This is a genomic window from Enterobacter sp. 01-M-03-SI-ECC (assembly GCF_047530215.1).
GTDB classification, from domain to species: Bacteria; Pseudomonadota; Gammaproteobacteria; order Enterobacterales; family Enterobacteriaceae; genus Enterobacter; species Enterobacter chengduensis.
This window is the reverse complement of sequence record NZ_JBLKDA010000027.1, coordinates 12,453-30,758: the sequence shown is the minus strand read 5'-3', so window position 1 is coordinate 30,758 and position 18,306 is coordinate 12,453. Positions and strand designations below refer to the sequence as shown.

Sequence of the window (18,306 nt, the reverse complement as noted above, 5' to 3'; positions counted from 1 at the left end):
GTTAATTCTAATCAACGGGGCTAATCCATTCCTGAAAAGTTAATACCTCAGGGTGAGTTCGTTGAACATAAGGTATAAACTGAAGCTCTTCTATTCTCCGGTCGCCCCTCTTTCCTTCGCAAATAAATGAAATGAGTCCTTGCTGAGAAAGCCCAGTAAGGACGCTCATAAGTCTTATATTTAGAGTTTTAAGCTGTAAGTCGTTATTAATGTCCTCCACTTTATGAGAGCTCTGGCCTGAACGTTTAAGATACTCGTAAACCATGAAATTCGAATTTCGTCGTTTTAACAATTTTTCGGTTATGCATTCCTGAATGAAACCGCCAAGAGCATCTAAAAGCGGACTGAGAACTACCGGGAAAGTTAATGTGTAACTTTGAGAAGTTTTAGACAAAGTAAATGAATTTAGAAAGCTAAAGTTAAGTCTCTTTTTTGAATATGGAGCGTAAGCGACAAGAGTAGTTGACATAACAGTAAGTAAAGCTTCAAGATGTTCCACTGTTATTAATGTGGTTTTATCTGTATTTCTTAGATTATGGAAATCAATAAACGCTACTCTTGAACGGCTAAGCCAATCTTGTACTTTAATGTCGATAGAAAATTGCGATATATGATTTGAACATTCATTTTGGTTGATAGGGCATGCAGACGAAAGATGGTTATGGATTATCATGCATAGCACAAAAAAAGGAAATCGGCAGGCTGTGGGGCATTGAAAACCGGTTAAAGAAAGCTTAGACGTTTCATATGCGCTTACCGGAAAAGTAACTTTTCTTAACGTTGGCTTTGACGATGTTCTTGCATTTTTACAAATGAAACCGAGACCCAGATCATTGTGCATTTTAAAGTCCATCTCCATCATCACCTTTTAGCCTTAACTGTATGGTATTGGTATACAAAAAATTAAAAATTATAATTAATAAGATTATCATTTTTTTACTATTGAAAAGGTTGTGATAGAGGGGAATTTAAATGTAAAAGATTTATACTCGCAGATCTTTATGAGGGATAAAACCCATTGCGTAAGCAACAATATTACGTGAGTGAGTCCTAACGACAGTTTAAGTCTTGGCTCTATATTTAAGCAGTAAAACATTTAACTGTCTTGGAGTTTACTTAACTTAAAAACTGTTATTGCAGCATAATTTTTCGAATCAAAATCATAGAATTTTCTGACTTTTCCAGTCAAATGATAACGTTCACCCAATAAAATGTGATCCTGTTTATCGGCCGTTAAAGCGATCCCGTCATTTCTAACTTTACCAGTAAATGTAAAAAAATAACTCCCTTTACTTTTTGCGTACGCGGCCCTGACTTCAGTAAATGTTAGTTCAATGCTTATGACCTGGCCGATATTGTAGCTATGTTTTAAAATTTCTTGTTCATTTTCCGGAGTTTCAGACAACATCACATCAAAGGTTGTAAAGAAACAATCCAGCTGGCGTTCTGTCAAAAAACGGTTATTGTCTAGTTGCGCCAATATACTATTAGAAAACTTAGTGTTAGCCTTTTTTGCTTTCTCAATAAGTACGTGGTTTCTGGATTTCCATGCTTCGAGTGTTGGGTTAACACGCAGTTCCGGAATGTTATCGAGAAAGGTAATTGGCTCTAGTACCACTAATTTTTCAATAATGGGTCCAACTGTTTGCACCCCATGACACTTTTCACATACATCAGCCCCTTTGTGGCCTGTGCCCGCACATTCGTTACATTCTCTTTCGATAGGTGCATAATAATTTCCATCTCCGTTAAGGGATACATTCACTGAGGCTGGTACCATATGACCATCAAGAGTAAAGAAAAGAGATTTCATTTTCGAAACACCTCCAAACGTGCCTCTACGATTGCTACAGCTTCTTTCACAGTTTTTTCATAGTGGTCATGCCCTTCAGGAAATTGGTCAAAACGTTTACCGTGTTCTAACTCTTCCATGTTGCGTTTAAGGACTTCATGAGTTAGAAGCAAATCATTATAATTATCGATAAGAGTCAGCTTTATAGGTTTAATCACTCAACTAATCCTCGGGTTTTTATTCCTTAAGGAGATCTCGAATTTCCAGAAGCTCTTCTAATTTTGGTTTAGAAAGAATGATTGCTGTATTTTCGTCGTTAAGTAAAGACAATAAAATATTTAGCTTTTCATCATTCAAGATTATTTGAACACCATCATCAGAAAATATTACATTTTTACTATCAACATTTTTGAACAAGTGTGCACTATCTCTACCAAATTTTAGTTCTGTTTGAGTATTCGTTATAGATTCCGTATGTGTACTTTCCACAAGCTCAAGAAATTCAGATTTTAGCCGTTCTGTTTTCTTATGCGAGAGGCGCTTAATACCCAAAGTCTTACGTGTGACTGCCGAATTTTTCTTTTCTGGTCCGCCTTTATTTAAGGTGTCTGGTCCTGCTCCAGCTGCATTGTGTTCAGGTATGCCTACAATTTTGCTCGTTGTAGTCTCAATATTCTTAACGCCAGGTAAGAAACCTTCTATATGTTTTAAAACCATTTTGTGATCGTTGGAATATTTTAACATTATTTCAATGGCGAGCGTTTTTTTGATTAGATTTAGGCTAATCAAACGTTGAAGCTCTAATGGCATATCAAGGATTTTTAGCATATTACGAATTGCGGTAGTTGATCGTTGATATCGCATTGCTAGTTCTTCAACCGAATACCCGAGACTAACAGCATGAGCTAATGCATGAGCTTGCCCAACCGGATTTAGCCCATTGCTTCTGTTACCATCGAGGTTCTCAAGGTATTCTTCAATTTCGTTTTTATAATCGATTAAGATAACAGATAATTTTGGAATATTAGCACCTTCAGAAATTGCTAATTTTAAGCCATGAAAACGAGTATGACCTTGACGAACTAAATATTTACCTTTTCTTTTTACGACCTTGATCATATCAACCTGCCTTCCTTCCTTAAAGGCTTGTTTGATTGACACAATCATCGATTTGACAGGTTCTTGTTCGTAACACAAATCTCCGATTACCGCCTCTCGGGGATTAAATCCCTTTTCAATTTCAACTAGATTAGTATCCACTTCAATGACTGTATGTTTGCTGTTGTTCATATCTTCCTCCTGTTTACTACATGATACATGAACCTCAAATTTGCCAAATAGGGCTGATACATCTAAAAGGTAAACTCAAAAAATTTGCTTAATAAAATTAAAATAAAAACTGTCTTGAATAAAACAATGATAGTAAACCCACTTTCATTTCCGTTTGCGATCTGTAGATATTGATAAAGGAGCGCTATTCCTTGTTTTATATGGACTTATCATTGTTTTCAACAGGTTAGATCAATTCTTTAGATCACTAAAGATCAATAGAGTTCAAGTAAAGATCACGGCATCTTTAACTCATTGATTATAGTAACTTTATGAAAGGATCCGGCATTCGGATGCATGCGAAAAGCATTTGAATGAATAAGGAAGGCATTTACTGGAATGCTTATGGCATTTAGGTAAATGCGTAAAAAGCATTTGCAAGAATATGTTATAAACAGTTTGCCAAATGAAAATCTTATCACCGACGAGTTAAGTTAATGATTAAAAACAACGAGTTAATCCATCCTTTTGACGTAACCAGTAATGAATCAGGTAAGACTTATCAACTGACGCCTAACTCGTCCAAGTCGGTTCAGCCCGTGGCCCTGCTGAGATTGAGTGTATTTACCCCTGTCGGCACAAAAGAAAACCGCGACCGAAACTTTGAAGTTGATGCCTCTGATGAGCTTTCGTGTATGGAAATTGCAAGATCGGAGGGTTATGACGACATCAAGATAACTGGTGTCAAACTATCTATGTCTACCGACTTTAAGTGCTGGCTCGGGATCATCATGGCTTTCAGTAAATATGGTTTTACTTCCGAGAAGATTAGCCTGACTTTTAACGAGTTTGCGAAGATGTGTGGTATCAGTTCAACAAACATCAACAAACGAACTCGTGCGCGCTTTAAAGAGTCATTAATGAACCTTGCATCGGTAGTGCTTGCCTTCTCAGACTCTCGTAGTGGTCGGTTCACAGTAACGCATCTGGTGCAGAAGGCTATGATTGATCCAAAAAGCGATACTGTTGAGCTGGTTGGGGATCCTTCTATGTGGGAACTGTATCGTTACGACCATAAGACATTGTTAAGCCTTCAGGTTCTATACATTTTGGCTAAAAAAGAAGCTGCGCAATCTCTCTATATTTATTTTGAAGCAATGCCAGCTGGTACGTTGTTCGTTAATATGAAACGGTTGAGGGAAAGGTTGCTTCTTACAACCCCTATTCGTACGCAAAACCAGATAATTCGTAAAGCAATGCGGGAACTTGAATCTATCGGATATCTCGATTATCAAGAAGTTAAGAAAGGTCGCGACATACAATTTCAGATCTTCAAAAGAAGCCCTAAGCTGGCCCTTGCCAAACAAGGTTGAAAGCTATCTGGTATGCACTGGTTATAACCTGCTGAAAAATAAGTTATTTATCAGTGCTATGCTTAGTGCTTCTTTTACTACTGGTCTTACATCTCGGCTTAATGTGCAAAAAAGTAACTTTTCAAACGAACTCCTGACTATTCATCTGTATGCCTTTCTGACTCAAGCGTACATGCTAGCCCATTCATTAAATGCCGTTGAGCAAGATGGTTTCGTGCGCACTCTATTCACGTGAATGCCTTTTGTGGATTACGCCTCTTACATTCATACAAATGCTTTTGATGTCGGTATCCCAAAAATTCATTCATTGAAATGCTTTTGTTTGCCACTGTATCCCGAGCATAGCTATGCAGTGGTATAAAAAGGCATTTTGGTGAATGGCATTAGGTCGAATGACACACAGTTCAGCTTTGTTAAGAGCGAGAATGGTCCAAGACATCTATGACATTGGGCATCAGAAGGACTATGTGCTTGATATGAGATCAAAAAAATATCAGAAGCATCACAACTCCAATGGCATTCAAAGAAATGCCTTTGTTTTGTTAGTACACCAAACAACCCAAAATTCATGCAGTTATATCAAAGACTCATTCGCAAAAGGACTCAGCCAGAAAGCATTTGCTTAAATAGCATTGGCCAAAAGCATTCGAATGAATGATGTTCGTATGGACAAGACAAAGTCCCACTCACGCCCAGAGGTGTAAAAGGCATTTAGATGAATGACGCACCGGCCCGAGGATTGTATGTAGTTTCTCCAACTGATAGTTGCCGAACCAGGGAGCACAGTGATATGCGGCCTTCTCAGAATCAAGAGATAGATAATAAGGGAACAAAAAAGATTAGATATGAAGCTTAGTTACCTGCCCGATATCTAGTTAGAGCTTTTCAAACCATCAAAAGTGACTTTTATGCTTGAGGAGTCTCATCAGCTTCAGGATTGAGCTTAACGTAATCTTACCCCCTCCCCTCTTTCAAACTTTTACTAAGCGTTCACTGGTACCTTTCAAAGATTATGCTTTAGGCCCTTTGCTTAAAAATTCACCAATCGCTAAACGTTAAAAAAAGGGGGTTTATGCGAACGGAAGGATCGGAATAAAAAAGTATTATTCATTCGCGTTTACGTGAACTCAAATCTACACGGAGTAATTATGGAACTTTCTTTAAATATTGGCCTTAGTGAAAAGAAATCTAACACGGCTGCACTTTTTAAAACAAAAAGCGCAAAAGTGATTTTGTTTGTTCTGCTGACCGTGCTTTTTTGCGGTCTGGCATATGCGGGTTCAGATGATGGGGCACTGGGAGATATTTGGTCATACATGAGTGAAAGTATGACTGGAGCTCCGGGCAAAATTCTGGCAGCCGCGATGTTGATCTCAAGCGTATATTTCTCTGTCCTTAAGCCTAACCCGGGCCTGGCACTGGTTTCATTATTCATGATGCTGGTAATGGCCAACGGCGAGAAAATTATCAGCACCTTTATGGATGCTGGCGTACCGCTGTAATTTATTGTTAATCATGCATGAGGGGGTTCATCCCCCTCTCTGGATTTTTAATGAGTAAGCAGAACGACGTTCCTCAGCATACCTATAGATTCCCTTTCAGGATCAACATGCCTCTACTGATTTTGTTTTGGGATGCCAAAAAATTAGGGCTTGCATTCATTCTGGTTGCATTTGGGAATATCTTCGAATGCTTCGGGTTTTCTGTTGTAGCAGCGGTTGTGTATTGGATTGCGTATAACAAAGCAGCTGAGTCAGGAATAAGAGGATTGCTAAAACACAAACTCTGGTGGCTCGGTTTTTTGCCAGGTAAAGCAGTTTTTAGTAGCCGTTATTTCAACGATCCATTTATCAGAGATTTGTATTCTTGATGGAGCTATGAATGAAAATGCTAAGTGGCATTAACATCCCTTTTTTCAAAAAATCTAAAAAGGATGAAAACGGTGATCTTGAACAGTCATACGTAAAGAAAGATGAAAGTGCTAAGGGACGTTTTTTGGACATTAAAAAACGATTTAGCCCACAAGCTGAAGCGTCAGGTGCTGGAATTACATACAGCGCCCTGATTAATCGTGATACAAAACTTATCCGCATTAATACTGTTTCAATAGCCGTCATTGGGTTATTGGTTGCAAAGATTCTTTTTTTCACTGACCCAGTGACGATTGTTACCCCTCCAAACATGAATGAAGAGATCACGGTTGTTGGTAACAAAGCATCGGAATCTTATAAAACACAATGGGCTCTCTTTTTTAGTACCCTTTTAGGGAATATTAATCCAACTAATATTTCCTTTGTGACGGCCTATGTCCTCGATGCCCTTTCACCTGAACTACAGGCTAAAACGAGTGAGTCTTTACAGGAGCAGATAAATATCATGCAGGCTCGTGGTGTTGAGCAGACCTTTAAGCCTAATGATATTTACTTTGATCCAAAAAATGACATGGTCTATGTCTGGGGTACCAAAACGACTCGACTTGTAAATGTTCCGGACAAAACTGAATCATCGAAATGGACTTATGAATGGGTTCTCGGGATGAAAAATGGTCGCCCAAGAATTGCATATGTAAATCAATATTCCGGAACACCGAATATTAAAAAAATTACGATAAACGGCAAAGAGCAACTGGCAACGCTGGATAATCCGCCACCGTCTACAGGTAACAAGTGATGATTAAAAAAAAGGGCTTAGGCTTCAACGCAATTACAGCATTGATCATGCTCACGACTTCGAACTGCGTAATCGCTGAAGAATACCAATTGCCAGCAACAATTAATAACCCGGTTGTAATGCCAGTTGGTGCTGACGGATTTCAGAATGGAGCTGCAAAAGCCATTATTCCGGGTCAAGCTGGTTCTGAACAGTCAGGTGCACAAACAAACCTTAGTGAAGCCGGTAATGCGCAGGGACAAAAACCTACAACTGATCTCCCTACCGTGCAACTTTCCCCAGCCAGCAATGCTTCGCCTGCGGTAAGCGCTATTACTGGAGCATTATCAAATAATCCTAGTCTCCCCGGATTTGACGCACAGACCCGATCTGGTGCAATTGATAGCTATGGGAGACCAACAGGTACCTCTTCCCAGCAGAATGCAACCAATGCGACCGCCACGTCAAAAGCCGATGAACTTTATGTCGAAGCTCGTAACCGATATAAAGAAGTTCAGCGTGTAAATGTGCCGCCTGGTGGGAATGTGGTACTGCCAGTTTCACGAGGACTTCAAAACAGAATATCGACCAGCTTCAAGAATGCTTCTGTCAGTACTTCTACCCCTGCTGAAGAGGCAAGCATATTTGTTAATGGTGGCGATGTCTTTATTTCAACTAATACCGATAAACCAATCGGGATTATGTTGTCTGAAGATCAGGTACCTGAATCGACCTATAACCTGACCCTGGTACCGCTTGATGTTCCCGGTGCGATGATTTCAGTTACTACATCTTTAAGCCCATCTATGCAAGCCAAACGTGAAACCTCATTGGATAAGCAAAACTATGAGGAAATGTTGGCCCGCTCCCAGTCAGAAGAACTGGCTCCAACGGATCCAAAACAAGACGATCATAAACAAAGAATCATTGATTTATTGACTCCTGTGGCTCTTGGTGAGGTCCCTTCAGGATTCAGTTTACAACAGGACCGACTTTCTCGTATTCCTGCGCCAGAGCAGTCACCATGTAACTTTAATATGTATGCAAAGCTCGGTCAGAGACTGGTTGGCTCACGTGAACTTATTGATGTAATTCTTGTGAAAAACGATAAACCATACGGTCAAATCGTTGCTGATCAGCAGTGTATGGCAGAAGGCGTTATTGCAAGTGCTTTATTTGATAAAGCATACCTGCAACCGGGAGAAGAAACAGAGCTTTACATAGTCCGGGATAAATTGTTCAAGGAACGCGAGGCCCGGGTTACAACCAGACCAAGTCTAATCAGAAAATAATATGGGAAAAGTTACTTTGCCTGCTCTGCTTGGGGCCACCGTGATTGGTTTTGTCGTATTTGCTTTAACCAGCTTTTACTACAGGTCAGAATATATACCAAAAAGGAGTGTATTAATCGTTCCGGACGCACCCATTAGTATCGAAGATGGCAGTAACGCTTTTCCCGTTCAGACAGTAATAATGAACGATCCAACTCTTATTGATAAATTTGTAGGAGAGGGCAATATTAATGAGGAGAATGCTTTTGACTATCACAAAAGTAACGTTTTGGAACCTAATTACAAACATGAAATATCTAGAACGAGCCAGATAGATAAAGCTGAAATGAATCATCCATCTGTTCGTGAAAACTGGGCCAGAGCAGGTGAACCCTATATCGTTCCTCAGATGTCTGACAGCGAACGAAATCTAAAAATTAAACGATTCCAGAAACCTACAAGTGGAGCTAATCATGGACATTAAAAAGGCCTGGGAAAATAAGACCGTCAGACTTTCTGTTATTGGCGCTCTGCTGGTAGTGATTGTTTATATTATTAGCCAGTCTATTTTTTCCACACCAGTTAAGAAAGAAAAGAAAACACAGAAAAAAGACATGCAGACCAATTTGTTGTTAGATGATTCGCAAATGAACAAATTGAGTAATGAAGAAAGCCAGAAAGTATATAAAGAAATGGTTAAGCAAAACCGACTTGACCAAAATGCGGCGAAAGAGGACCGCGAAAAAGCAGAAAAAGCCCAACAGGAAACTAAAGCCCAAGTTGCAAGTTTAACTTCTCAACTTCAGCAGCTGTCTCAGCAAATTAATGATATGCAGACAAATCGAAACGGCAATCGTAACTTGGATGCTGGTAGTTCGCGTAAAACGATTAATGAGCAGGCACCGGCAGCTCCTTATCAGCTTAATGCTAATGCGCCGATTAATGGCGTAAACCCTAATTACGCTTCTATCACACCTACGCGTAATAGCCCAATGAGAACAATCACACAAAGTTCCATTAAGACTAATGGTACCGATGGTGTCATTCAGGTTATGCCCGTGTCTGAAAACAGAATCAAGGAAGGCAGAGAGGTCATTGCAGGAGATAAAGCGCCAACTCGGACTGTACGAGGTGATGGTACTGCGCCAGTTGATAGCAAAGCGCGGCATGCTGCCCGAAAAGATGAAATGTTTCTTCCGGCAACATCTATTATCACTGGTGTTCTGATTACCGGGCTTGAAGCGCCTACAAGCCTTTCTTCCAAATCAGAACCAATGCCAGTAACGATGCGTATTAAAAAAGATGTCATCATGCCCAATAATTTCACCATGGATTTGCGTGACTGTAACCTTCTGGGTTCAGCTGTTGGTGATCTGGCGTCACAGCGTGCTTACATACGTGCCACTTCTATCTCTTGTGTTAATTCAAAAGGGAAAGCTTTTGACGTAAAACTGGAAGCATATGCTGTAAGTGAAAATGACGGAAAAAATGGGATCCGAGGCACGCTTATCAGCCGAAATGGTAACGCAATTGCAGGAGCTGCATTTGCCGGTGGACTTTCTTCACTTGCCGGTAGCTTAAGTCCCAGTAAGGTATCTTCACTTAACATCGACCCTAATTCACAGGCTCAGTATCAGTCCCCTAATTTTGGTGCACTTGGGGCATTAGCCGGGGCTGGTGCAGCTCAAGGTGGTCTTAATCGACTCGTCGATTACTACACCGCAATTGCAGAACAACAGTGGCCAATCGTAGAAATTAGCCCTGGCCGAGCTATTACATTTGTCGTTCAGACCGGAACTACAATTCCAACGAATCTGACCAGTCGCTGAGGTTTAAATGGATAGTTTAGAAAAAAAAGAATCGCCTGAATCAGCTGGACCTGAAATCACTAAAAAAATGGTGCGAGAAAGGACAACAAAAAAAATTACCTTCGAAATTGATATTGAAAAAATATTGAAGTATTTATTTTTCTTCGCCTTTGCCGTATTGGTCATTATTTATGGTTATAAAGGCTTTATGAATGTTTACGATTACTTCAATAAACAATCCCAGCCTTCGTACAAGATTGCAGTGCTTGACATGCCTGAATTACGTAAGGAATTTTTCAAGCATCACGGAGGCCGTACTGCTGACAATGATAGATCTCAATTCGAAGAATATTTCAGAACATTAATGAAGATCTACCGTGACCGTGGCTATTTAATTATTGATGCAACGCTTGCCGTTACTGTACCGGATAGTGTTGAAATCGTCACTTATATGGAACTTGAAGATAGCTCTGAAGCGGTACAATCAAGTTCTTATAATGCAAAGAAGTAGAGGGCACCCAATAGTGAAAAAGTTACTTTTCCCTTTAATGGCGGCTTTCGCCATTATGGCGAATACGGTCACTTATGCTTCAGAGCAGGTCCTAACTAATAGTGATGCTGCTGCGTTAATGGCAAAGGCAAAGGAAGGTGGCGTTTCACCCAGTCAGATCTCGGGTGTGTTATCAAAAATGAAAGGATATAAACCTAAGGATGCCATATACATTCCTTCTGGTGGGCTATACCTCTTTCAGGACGAACGTTCGCAGCTAATGGCAGTAACGACCGATGGCCGATACTCCCTTACTGGGGGAAGCCTTGTTGATGTAATTAAACGTAAACCTGTTCTGACTGTAGAAGAAATCAGGAATTCCTATTTTATTAGTCTTGATGAGGCCCCCTTCCCTCTGGAAACTGTAGCGTCCATTCCTCTGGGAAATTCAAAGCTTAAAAGACAAGCAGCCATTTTCATAACACTTGATTGTGACGGTTGCATGGAACTTGTTAAGAAATTCTATGCAGATCGGGACAAGTATCGGATAGATATTGTTTTAGTTCCCTCACCCGGTGAGCCAAAAGAAGAGCTTAGAAGGCTCTGGTGTAGTAAAGAAAAAGGAAAAATAAACAACCTCGATATTCTTCGTTGGCTAATGGGAAGCAAATCCGACATTGAAAAAAGATTGCTCTCTCAAAAAGAAGCAGAAGAATGTCCGGCGGAACCTTTGGTAGCGTCATTGATGCTCGCAGGAATTTATAAATTGCAGGGTGTACCTTCAGTTGTCAGACAGGATGGTTTGGCTGGTAATGGCATTCCAAAAGATTTCGACTACTGGTTGAACCAAAGCGTTGAACCTCTCTTAAAAAATCCATTTGAGACAAATTAAGGCTAGTTTATGAACATCAAAAGATTGGTACTCAGTGCTCTGGTTGTAGGTACATCCTCATATCTTACGGGGTGCTCCATCGGTAGTTCCGAATCCGAATGTCCAGGCATTGAAAAGGGCGTTATCTGTAAAGGTCCTCGCGAAGTTATGGAGTTAACTAATAATCGAGATGATCTGTCTGCACTGGCGGGGGAAGAGTCGGAATCGGGAAAGGAGAAATCGGCTGTCAATGACAGCCGTTATCCAACTGAAATTAGCCCTCCAGGGGAAGTCAAATATCCACAGTCTACTACCCTTAAAAATCAGCCTGTGGCTTATTCAAAAACCGAAATTAAGCCAGTTGGTCAGTTACCTGTCATGTACGATAAAACTTTAAAAATGGGTGCCCCTACTTCATCCATTGGACCACGGCCTATTTCTGGTGTACCGGTTAATTCAAACGTAAGGATGACTAGCAGTTATAGCACTGCCTCTTCAACTGGTAACCCTTTCGTTCATCCGGCTGCGGAAGTCGTTAAACAAACAAGCTATCCGGTTTCTGCTGGAAATGCCCCACGCTACGTTGCACCTAATTCTGATATCAGCCCTGGTAAGGATATGTACTCTCTTTACAATGGCCAGCCCGTTAACCCGACTCTCAACCCTGGGCAGATCCAGCAATACCGTTCGCAAGGTTATAAACAAGCTGTAGTGGCTCCTGAACCACTTGCTGTTCTGCAACAGGGGAAAGTAATGAGAATTACTTTTGCACCTTATACCGATGATAACGATGCGCTTAATCTTCCCGGCTACGTTTATGTCAACGTAAAACCGCAAACATGGATTGCTGGCAAGAATTCGACCTCAAACCCAGCTCGCATAGTTCCTTTAGAAGTACAGGATGCGGCCCGGGAAAATATGCAGCAGCAACAAAAAGCAACTAAAGCTGTCTCTTCGAACGGCATTGTTAGACAACTGTAAGGTCAAATATGGAAGCTATCAATAATTACAATAGCGGTTTAAATCGCCATCAATTAGGTGGGTTTATCCCTGTTTACGATCAATTAGCAGGGACTCACTATTTTTTGATTGATGGCAACAGATTAGGGTTTATGTTTATCTGTAATCCATCCCCTGGAGTTTTTGATAATCAGCAAGATGTTCTTGCTGAAATGTTCAAAATGGATTTCCCTACAGATACTGTCTGTCAAATATCTCTGACTGCATTGCCAGACCTGACTTTACAGCTTAGTGCTTGGTCAGCTGTGCGAGGTGGGCGTATGACTGGGAACGATAAGCTTAAAGCAGATCTGCTTAATGGTTATCAGTTGGACTACTACGACAGAAGTATGCATAAGCCTTTAAAACCTGATCATGATAACCTTATGTTGAGGGATTTTCAGGTATGGATCTCGCTATCGATTCCTTTACAGTCTGCCCTTCCTACCGAGCTGGAACATTCGCGTATCGATTCACTTTACTCTGAACTTGTAAGTAAGTTAATTACGATTGGATTGCATCCGTTTAAGGTCGATGCAGAAAACTGGCTCTATTGTATAGATAAGGTCGTAAACCCCGGAAAGAACTCCCGGTGGGCTGAAGGTTTCATAGACGTTAACACTATGAAAAGGCTTAATGAACAAGTTAACGTTCCCGGCCGTAAGTATACAGTCACAGAAAATCATTTCTCATCAGTCACACAAAGTGACGACGAATCTGAGCATCGTTACTTCAAACAACTTTCCGTTGTAAAGTTTCCTGAATACGTCAATTTCGGTTGTATGTATGAGTTAGTAGTTAACTGGATGCATGGACGTAAGACAATTTTCAGCCCATTTATGATCACTCAGACTGTTCAGTTTGCCGATCCGCTCAAGTTGTCAAAAGAAAACGTCCGCTACAAAGCAATCACTAATAAACAGGCAAGTATACCTTCAGTTGTCACATTCTGCCCTCGCCTGCGGGATATGGATAATGACTACATGGCCGTAACTCGCGAGCTTGAGGATGGCGCAAAGCTTTTAAGAGGGTATCTTACTTTCACTGTTATGGGTAGTAATGCCAATTCTGTGCAGACAGCAGCTAACGATCTCAAATCCTTTTACCTCGAAAGCCGGGTCAAAGTAGCAGATGATTCCTTTATCGTTTTCCCGTCATTTATGTCATGTCTGCCAATGTGCAATGACCCAAAGACAATTTTCGACCTTGACCGTTCCGAAGTAGTGAGCAACACCGGAGCGGCTCATATGACACCGATCTTTGGGCCCTGGAAAGGTAATACAGATAGACCAGTACTGAGTTTAGTTTCTCGTGAAGGTCAACTCATGGGACTTGATATTTTCAAGACTTCTGCAAGCTATAACATGGTTATTGGTGCAACGTCAGGTGCAGGGAAGTCATTCTGGACAGCATATCTAATCAATAACTATCTTGGAGCTGGACCGCGATCTAATAACCTCGTTCATTATCGCTCAACATTTAAGCATTTTTTAGAAAACGAATACCCAGATGATGATCCTGACGGTGCTCAAGTATTTGTTGTGGACGTGGGCCGTTCTTACCAGGGGATTGCGGAACAATATACAAACAGTCAATTTATTGATTTCGGTAAAACCCCTGACTTCACCCTAAATCCCTTTGCCTTCCTAACTGACATCACTGTTAACGACGATGTATTTAACGAAGCACCTGAATTTACCGGTGAATCAACTTCAAACGATGCAGAAAAAGACAAAGTTGCTCAGACCATAATGGTTTTGAATCAGCTAAAAATTATGGCTTCAGAGAAAGGCCTTATCGATGATTATCAACAATCAGTGATGCTTCAGCTTATTGCAGAAGAGTACCAAGAATCCAGAAAATCAGGTCGGACCGGTTCAATAACCGGCTTTGCTCTGCGTTGCAAGAAGCATGAAGACAAACGTATAAAGGATATTGGGGAGCAACTCGGAGCATGGTGCGAAGGTGGAATTTATGGGCACCGGTTTACCGATACGTTGCCTCCAATCAACTTCGACAGCAGATTTATTGTTTTGGAACTGGAGGAGCTAAAAGGCACCCCCCACCTTCAGACAGTTGTATTAATGTCTATCATTCAGGCTGCTCAGCATGCAATGTTCATCAAAAAAGATGGGCGTCGTCGCTTGTTCATCCTTGATGAAGCATGGGAGTACATTCGTCCTGATAATTCATCAGGTGCCGGAAATCAATCAAACCAATTCTTCTCTTCCTTCCTCGAAGCGGCATGGCGTAGGTTCAGGAAAACAAACTGCGCTGGCATCTGTATCACACAGTCGTTTGAAGATTATTTTACTTCTTCTGTTGGCCGGGCCCTGACTGCTAACTCGCCTTGGAAGATAATCATGAAACAAGAAAAAGAAAGCATTGAAGCAATGAAGGCTAATAAATATTTTTCTACTTCAGATGCAGAATATGAACGTATGAAAAATATTCGTACAGTCAAAAAGGTGTTTTCAGAGATGTTAGTCAGGTTCGAAAACTTCCAAGAGATCTGTCGGTTATACGTAGACCGGAAAATGGAGCTTTGTTTTACTACGGATAGTGCTGACAGGAGTAAATTATGGGAAATTCAAAGCCGCGAGAATTGTAGCTATGGCGAGGCAATAGAAATTCTCTATGCTCAAGAAGTAGCAGCGGGTTTGGCCGCGTAGAGTAAATATCTTCAAGCAAAAATAATTAAACCAGATGTCTCATAAGAATCTGGTTTTTTATTGTATGCCTTAAGTAAACAAATGAGGTTGTGACTTAATGAGTTCATCACTGTGCTGCAAATTTTGGTTTTATAATTAATGTGGTGTAAAAACAGTGACATAAATACAAATCGCAGTTAGGTTGTGTACGCATTAAGTAAACAAAATTTATAACTTCAATACTGACATTATAAGATGAAAATCACGTAAATTACATTTTTGTTTACCAAAGGTAATCAAAGTAGCGCGGCATTATTAGTGAAAACAGATCACTGGTGTCATTTTGCATACAAAACTTAATATCCTTTAATCATTCTTCTAAAAGTTTATTATTAACGGTTTGGTTTCTGAAAATTTATCCAATTTGCTCACCGAAGACTTTTAACTTATTTAACCCCCTTTATCGCCAAACTGTGATTTTCTAATGTTAGTCTACAGTTCTAGGGCCCTTGCTCCCATGATGCGAATCCTGCCACCTAATAAAGATTAACGCCTCATTCCTGTATGCCGGTCTTACGACGCCAGTGCACGGACTATTTTTGGTCATCACAAGGACAGGCGGGAGATTTAATCAGGGCGTGGTGTTGCTGAGCAGCAGCTGCGGCACTGTAAGCCGAAGGCGGAATTAACTCCTTTATCACCATCTGGGGACGTCATTATGGGTAGCCCTTTTAACTTGCTCAGGACCATTAAGCTAAAATTCCGGATAGCGATTGACGTAAGATTTAGGCTAAGCAGGTAAAGTGATCCCCGCTCCCGGGGTGACAACTTTATACAAAAGGCCGAGCGGAAGATTGTCCTTAGGGAATATTTCTTTAACACAGCACGGGCACTTACTCACGCTGCCGGATTTAACCCCCTTAATCGCCAAACTGGGGTTCTGTCCTCATGCTGGCCTTCAGTTCTGGGCGGGGTTGCTATCACTTGCTCCCTAATGCGAGATGTACCTGCTGATACAGATTAACGTCATATTCCTGCGTGCCGGTCTGCCGACACCAGTGCACGGGCTTTTTTCGGTCATCACATTACCGGGCAGGAGATTTTATCAGGACGTGGTGTGACTGAGCAGCAGCTGGGGCACTGTCATCCGCTTGCAGATTTAACCCCCTTAATCGCCAAACTGGCGTTCAGTCCTGATAGTGTCCTTCCGTCCTGGGCAGGGTTGCTAACACTGGCTCCCTTAATACGAAATGCGCCTGCTGATAAAGATTAAAGTCACATCACTGCATACCGGTTTGCCGACTCCGGTGCATGGCCTTTTCCGATAATCACAAGGACGGACGGGTGATTATATCTGTGCATAGTATGTCTGAGCAGCATCAGAAGGCACTGTCAGCCACTGGCAGATTTAACCCCCTTAATCGCCAAACTGGCGTTCAGTCCTGATAGTGTCCTTCCGTCCTGGGCAGGGTTGCTAACACTTGCTCCCTTAATACGAAATGCGCCTGCTGATAAAGATTAAAGTCACATCACTGCATACCGGTCTGCCGACTCCGGTGCATGGCCTTTTCCGATAATCACAAGGACGGACGGGTGATTATATCTGTGCATAGTATGTCTGAGCAGCATCAGAAGGCACTGTCAGCCGCTGGCAGATTTAACCCCCTTAATCGCCAAACTGGGATCAGTCCTGATAGTGTCCTTCCGTCCTGGAGAGGGTTGCTAACACTTGTTCCCATGATACGAAATGCGCCAGCTGATACAGATTAACGTCTCATTGCCCATGCCGGTCTGCCGACACCGGTGCATGGCCTTTTCCGATATTCGCAAGCACAGATGCTTGATTTTTTCAGGGTGTAATATACCTGAGCAGCATCTGAAGGCACTTTCAGTCGCTGTCAGATTTAACACCCTTAATCGCCAATCTGGGATTTTATGATGTTAACCTCCAGTTCAAGACCCTTGCTCCCATGATGCGAACCTTGCCACCTGATAAAGATTTACGCCTCATTCCTGTATGCAGGTCTTACGACTCTAGTGCACGGACAATTTTCGGTCATAACAAGACCTGGCGGAAGATTTAATCAGGCGTGGTGTGACTGAGCAGAAGCTGGGGCAATGTCAGCCGCTGGCAGAAAAAACCCTTATTCGCCATCTCAAACCGTCATTATGGGTAGTCCTTTTAACTTTCTCAGGACCATTAAGCTTAAACTCCGTTTAGAGAATGACGTAAGATTTAGGCTAAGCAGGTTAAGTGATCCCTCTCCCGGGTTGAACACTATATTCATCGTACGAGCGGAAGATTGTCCTTCGGGAAATATTTCTTAAACACCGCTCGGGATCTTATTGCCACTGGCGGATTTAACCCCCTTAATCGCCATACTGGGGTTCTGTCCTGATGCTGGCCTTCAGTTCTGGGCTTGGGTTGCTATCGCTTGCTCCCATAATGCGAAATGTGCCTCCTGATACAGATTAACGTCATATTTCTGCGTGCCGGTCTGCCGACACCAGTGCACGGGCTTTTTTCGGTCATCACATTTCCGGGCAGGAGATTCTATCAGGGCGTGGTGTGACTGAGCAGCAACTGGGGCACTGTCAGCAGCTTGCAGATTTAACACCCTTAATCGCCAAACTGGGATTCTGTTCTGATGTTGACCTTCCGTTCTGGGCGGGCTTTGGTTTACTAACACTTACTTCCATAATACGAAATGTGCTTGATGATGCAGATTAAATTCACATTACTGCATACCGGTCTGCCGACACCGGTGCATGGGCGATTTCCGACGATCTCAAGAACATATGGGAGATTATATCAGGGAGAGTAGTATGCCTGAGCAGCATCTGAAGGCACTGTCAGCCGCTGTGAGATTTAACCCCCTTAATCGCCAAACTGGGGTTCTGTCCTCATGCTGGCCTTCAGTTCCGGGCTGGGTTGCTATCACTTGCTCACATAATGCGAAATGTACCTGCTGATACAGATTAACGTCATATTCCTATATGCCGGTCTGCCGACATCAGTGCTTGGGCTATTTTCGGTCAAAACAAGACCTGGCGAGAGATTTAATCAAGCGTGGTGTGACTGAGCAGCAGCTGGGGGCACTGTCATCCGCTTGCAAATTTAACCCCCTTAATC

16 protein-coding genes are annotated in these 18,306 nt (G+C 41.8%); 12 read left to right on the top strand and 4 right to left on the bottom strand.

The window, feature by feature from the left end:
• Positions 1–7: 7 nt before the first annotated feature.
• From ACMWKK_RS20430 to ACMWKK_RS20415, 4 genes are all read right to left on the bottom strand, one after another.
• Positions 8–862 carry a hypothetical protein gene (locus ACMWKK_RS20430; protein WP_000970401.1) on the bottom strand — a complete coding sequence of 285 codons (855 nt, stop codon included), beginning with the start codon at positions 860–862 and terminating at the stop codon, positions 8–10.
• Between the two features lie 234 nt (positions 863–1,096).
• On the bottom strand, positions 1,097–1,813 hold the full coding sequence (locus ACMWKK_RS20425; RefSeq protein WP_000838219.1) for a zinc finger-like domain-containing protein: 717 nt from the start codon (positions 1,811–1,813) through the stop codon (positions 1,097–1,099).
• Positions 1,810–2,010 (bottom strand): hypothetical protein, encoded by a 201-nt coding sequence (locus tag ACMWKK_RS20420; RefSeq protein ID WP_000594930.1) that lies wholly within the window; start codon positions 2,008–2,010, stop codon positions 1,810–1,812. The genes ACMWKK_RS20425 and ACMWKK_RS20420 overlap by 4 nt, the downstream gene beginning before the upstream one ends.
• Before the next feature lie 19 nt (positions 2,011–2,029).
• Positions 2,030–3,082 (bottom strand): hypothetical protein, encoded by a 1,053-nt coding sequence (locus ACMWKK_RS20415; protein ID WP_001065778.1) that lies wholly within the window; start codon positions 3,080–3,082, stop codon positions 2,030–2,032.
• Between the two features lie 476 nt (positions 3,083–3,558).
• On the opposite strand from ACMWKK_RS20415, the gene ACMWKK_RS20410 reads away from it, so the two are divergent.
• The 12 genes from ACMWKK_RS20410 to ACMWKK_RS20355 all read left to right on the top strand — a co-directional run bounded on the left by ACMWKK_RS20410 (position 3,559) and on the right by ACMWKK_RS20355 (position 17,904).
• A complete protein-coding gene (locus ACMWKK_RS20410) occupies positions 3,559–4,434 on the top strand; it encodes a RepB family plasmid replication initiator protein (protein ID WP_000594611.1) in 876 nt (291 codons plus the stop codon).
• A 1,148-nt stretch (positions 4,435–5,582) separates the two neighbouring features.
• Positions 5,583–5,936: a hypothetical protein gene (locus tag ACMWKK_RS20405; protein WP_000423602.1), complete on the top strand. Its 354-nt coding sequence runs from the start codon at positions 5,583–5,585 to the stop codon at positions 5,934–5,936.
• A 17-nt stretch (positions 5,937–5,953) separates the two neighbouring features.
• The gene (locus tag ACMWKK_RS20400; protein ID WP_001447770.1) at positions 5,954–6,304 is read left to right on the top strand and encodes a type IV conjugative transfer system protein TraL; all 351 of its coding nucleotides are present in this window, start codon (positions 5,954–5,956) and stop codon (positions 6,302–6,304) included.
• 11 nt (positions 6,305–6,315) lie between these two features.
• A complete protein-coding gene (locus ACMWKK_RS20395) occupies positions 6,316–7,104 on the top strand; it encodes a TraE/TraK family type IV conjugative transfer system protein (protein ID WP_000783153.1) in 789 nt (262 codons plus the stop codon).
• Complete coding sequence (locus ACMWKK_RS20390) at positions 7,104–8,375, top strand: TraK domain-containing protein (RefSeq protein WP_000592092.1); 1,272 nt, start codon at positions 7,104–7,106, stop codon at positions 8,373–8,375. The genes ACMWKK_RS20395 and ACMWKK_RS20390 overlap by 1 nt, the downstream gene beginning before the upstream one ends.
• Position 8,376: 1 nt before the next feature.
• Positions 8,377–8,838 carry a plasmid transfer protein HtdO gene (htdO, locus tag ACMWKK_RS20385; protein ID WP_000521242.1) on the top strand — a complete coding sequence of 154 codons (462 nt, stop codon included), beginning with the start codon at positions 8,377–8,379 and terminating at the stop codon, positions 8,836–8,838.
• Entirely contained in the window at positions 8,828–10,183 is a 1,356-nt protein-coding gene (gene trhB / locus ACMWKK_RS20380) for an IncHI-type conjugal transfer protein TrhB (protein WP_000351841.1), read from the top strand. Before htdO ends, trhB begins: the two co-directional genes overlap by 11 nt.
• 7 nt (positions 10,184–10,190) lie before the next feature.
• On the top strand, positions 10,191–10,673 hold the full coding sequence (locus ACMWKK_RS20375) for a hypothetical protein (protein WP_000377632.1): 483 nt from the start codon (positions 10,191–10,193) through the stop codon (positions 10,671–10,673).
• Positions 10,674–10,791: 118 nt separating this feature from the next.
• The gene (gene htdT, locus ACMWKK_RS20370) at positions 10,792–11,544 is read left to right on the top strand and encodes a protein-disulfide isomerase HtdT (protein ID WP_182911723.1); all 753 of its coding nucleotides are present in this window, start codon (positions 10,792–10,794) and stop codon (positions 11,542–11,544) included.
• A gap of 9 nt (positions 11,545–11,553) precedes the next feature.
• Positions 11,554–12,504 carry an IncHI-type conjugal transfer lipoprotein TrhV gene (gene trhV / locus ACMWKK_RS20365; protein WP_001022588.1) on the top strand — a complete coding sequence of 317 codons (951 nt, stop codon included), beginning with the start codon at positions 11,554–11,556 and terminating at the stop codon, positions 12,502–12,504.
• A gap of 8 nt (positions 12,505–12,512) precedes the next feature.
• Positions 12,513–15,194, top strand: coding sequence for a TraC family protein (locus ACMWKK_RS20360; protein ID WP_000387412.1), 2,682 nt, complete (start codon positions 12,513–12,515; stop codon positions 15,192–15,194).
• A 2,548-nt stretch (positions 15,195–17,742) separates the two neighbouring features.
• Positions 17,743–17,904 carry a hypothetical protein gene (locus ACMWKK_RS20355; RefSeq protein ID WP_001371949.1) on the top strand — a complete coding sequence of 54 codons (162 nt, stop codon included), beginning with the start codon at positions 17,743–17,745 and terminating at the stop codon, positions 17,902–17,904.
• Positions 17,905–18,306 lie beyond the last annotated feature (402 nt).

What these genes read in the sequence shown, in the direction of transcription:
- htdO (WP_000521242.1), top strand. Translation starts at nt 8,377, where the DNA reads ATGGGAAAAGTTACTTTGCCTGCTCTGCTTGGGGCCACCGTGATTGGT.
- ACMWKK_RS20410 (WP_000594611.1), top strand. Translation starts at nt 3,559, where the DNA reads ATGATTAAAAACAACGAGTTAATCCATCCTTTTGACGTAACCAGTAAT.
- trhB (WP_000351841.1), top strand. Translation starts at nt 8,828, where the DNA reads ATGGACATTAAAAAGGCCTGGGAAAATAAGACCGTCAGACTTTCTGTT.
- ACMWKK_RS20360 (WP_000387412.1), top strand. Translation starts at nt 12,513, where the DNA reads ATGGAAGCTATCAATAATTACAATAGCGGTTTAAATCGCCATCAATTA.
- ACMWKK_RS20375 (WP_000377632.1), top strand. Translation starts at nt 10,191, where the DNA reads ATGGATAGTTTAGAAAAAAAAGAATCGCCTGAATCAGCTGGACCTGAA.
- ACMWKK_RS20400 (WP_001447770.1), top strand. Translation starts at nt 5,954, where the DNA reads ATGAGGGGGTTCATCCCCCTCTCTGGATTTTTAATGAGTAAGCAGAAC.
- ACMWKK_RS20405 (WP_000423602.1), top strand. Translation starts at nt 5,583, where the DNA reads ATGGAACTTTCTTTAAATATTGGCCTTAGTGAAAAGAAATCTAACACG.
- ACMWKK_RS20415 (WP_001065778.1), bottom strand. Translation starts at nt 3,082, where the DNA reads ATGAACAACAGCAAACATACAGTCATTGAAGTGGATACTAATCTAGTT.
- trhV (WP_001022588.1), top strand. Translation starts at nt 11,554, where the DNA reads ATGAACATCAAAAGATTGGTACTCAGTGCTCTGGTTGTAGGTACATCC.
- ACMWKK_RS20430 (WP_000970401.1), bottom strand. Translation starts at nt 862, where the DNA reads ATGATGGAGATGGACTTTAAAATGCACAATGATCTGGGTCTCGGTTTC.
- ACMWKK_RS20390 (WP_000592092.1), top strand. Translation starts at nt 7,104, where the DNA reads ATGATTAAAAAAAAGGGCTTAGGCTTCAACGCAATTACAGCATTGATC.
- ACMWKK_RS20395 (WP_000783153.1), top strand. Translation starts at nt 6,316, where the DNA reads ATGAAAATGCTAAGTGGCATTAACATCCCTTTTTTCAAAAAATCTAAA.
- ACMWKK_RS20425 (WP_000838219.1), bottom strand. Translation starts at nt 1,813, where the DNA reads ATGAAATCTCTTTTCTTTACTCTTGATGGTCATATGGTACCAGCCTCA.
- htdT (WP_182911723.1), top strand. Translation starts at nt 10,792, where the DNA reads ATGGCAAAGGCAAAGGAAGGTGGCGTTTCACCCAGTCAGATCTCGGGT.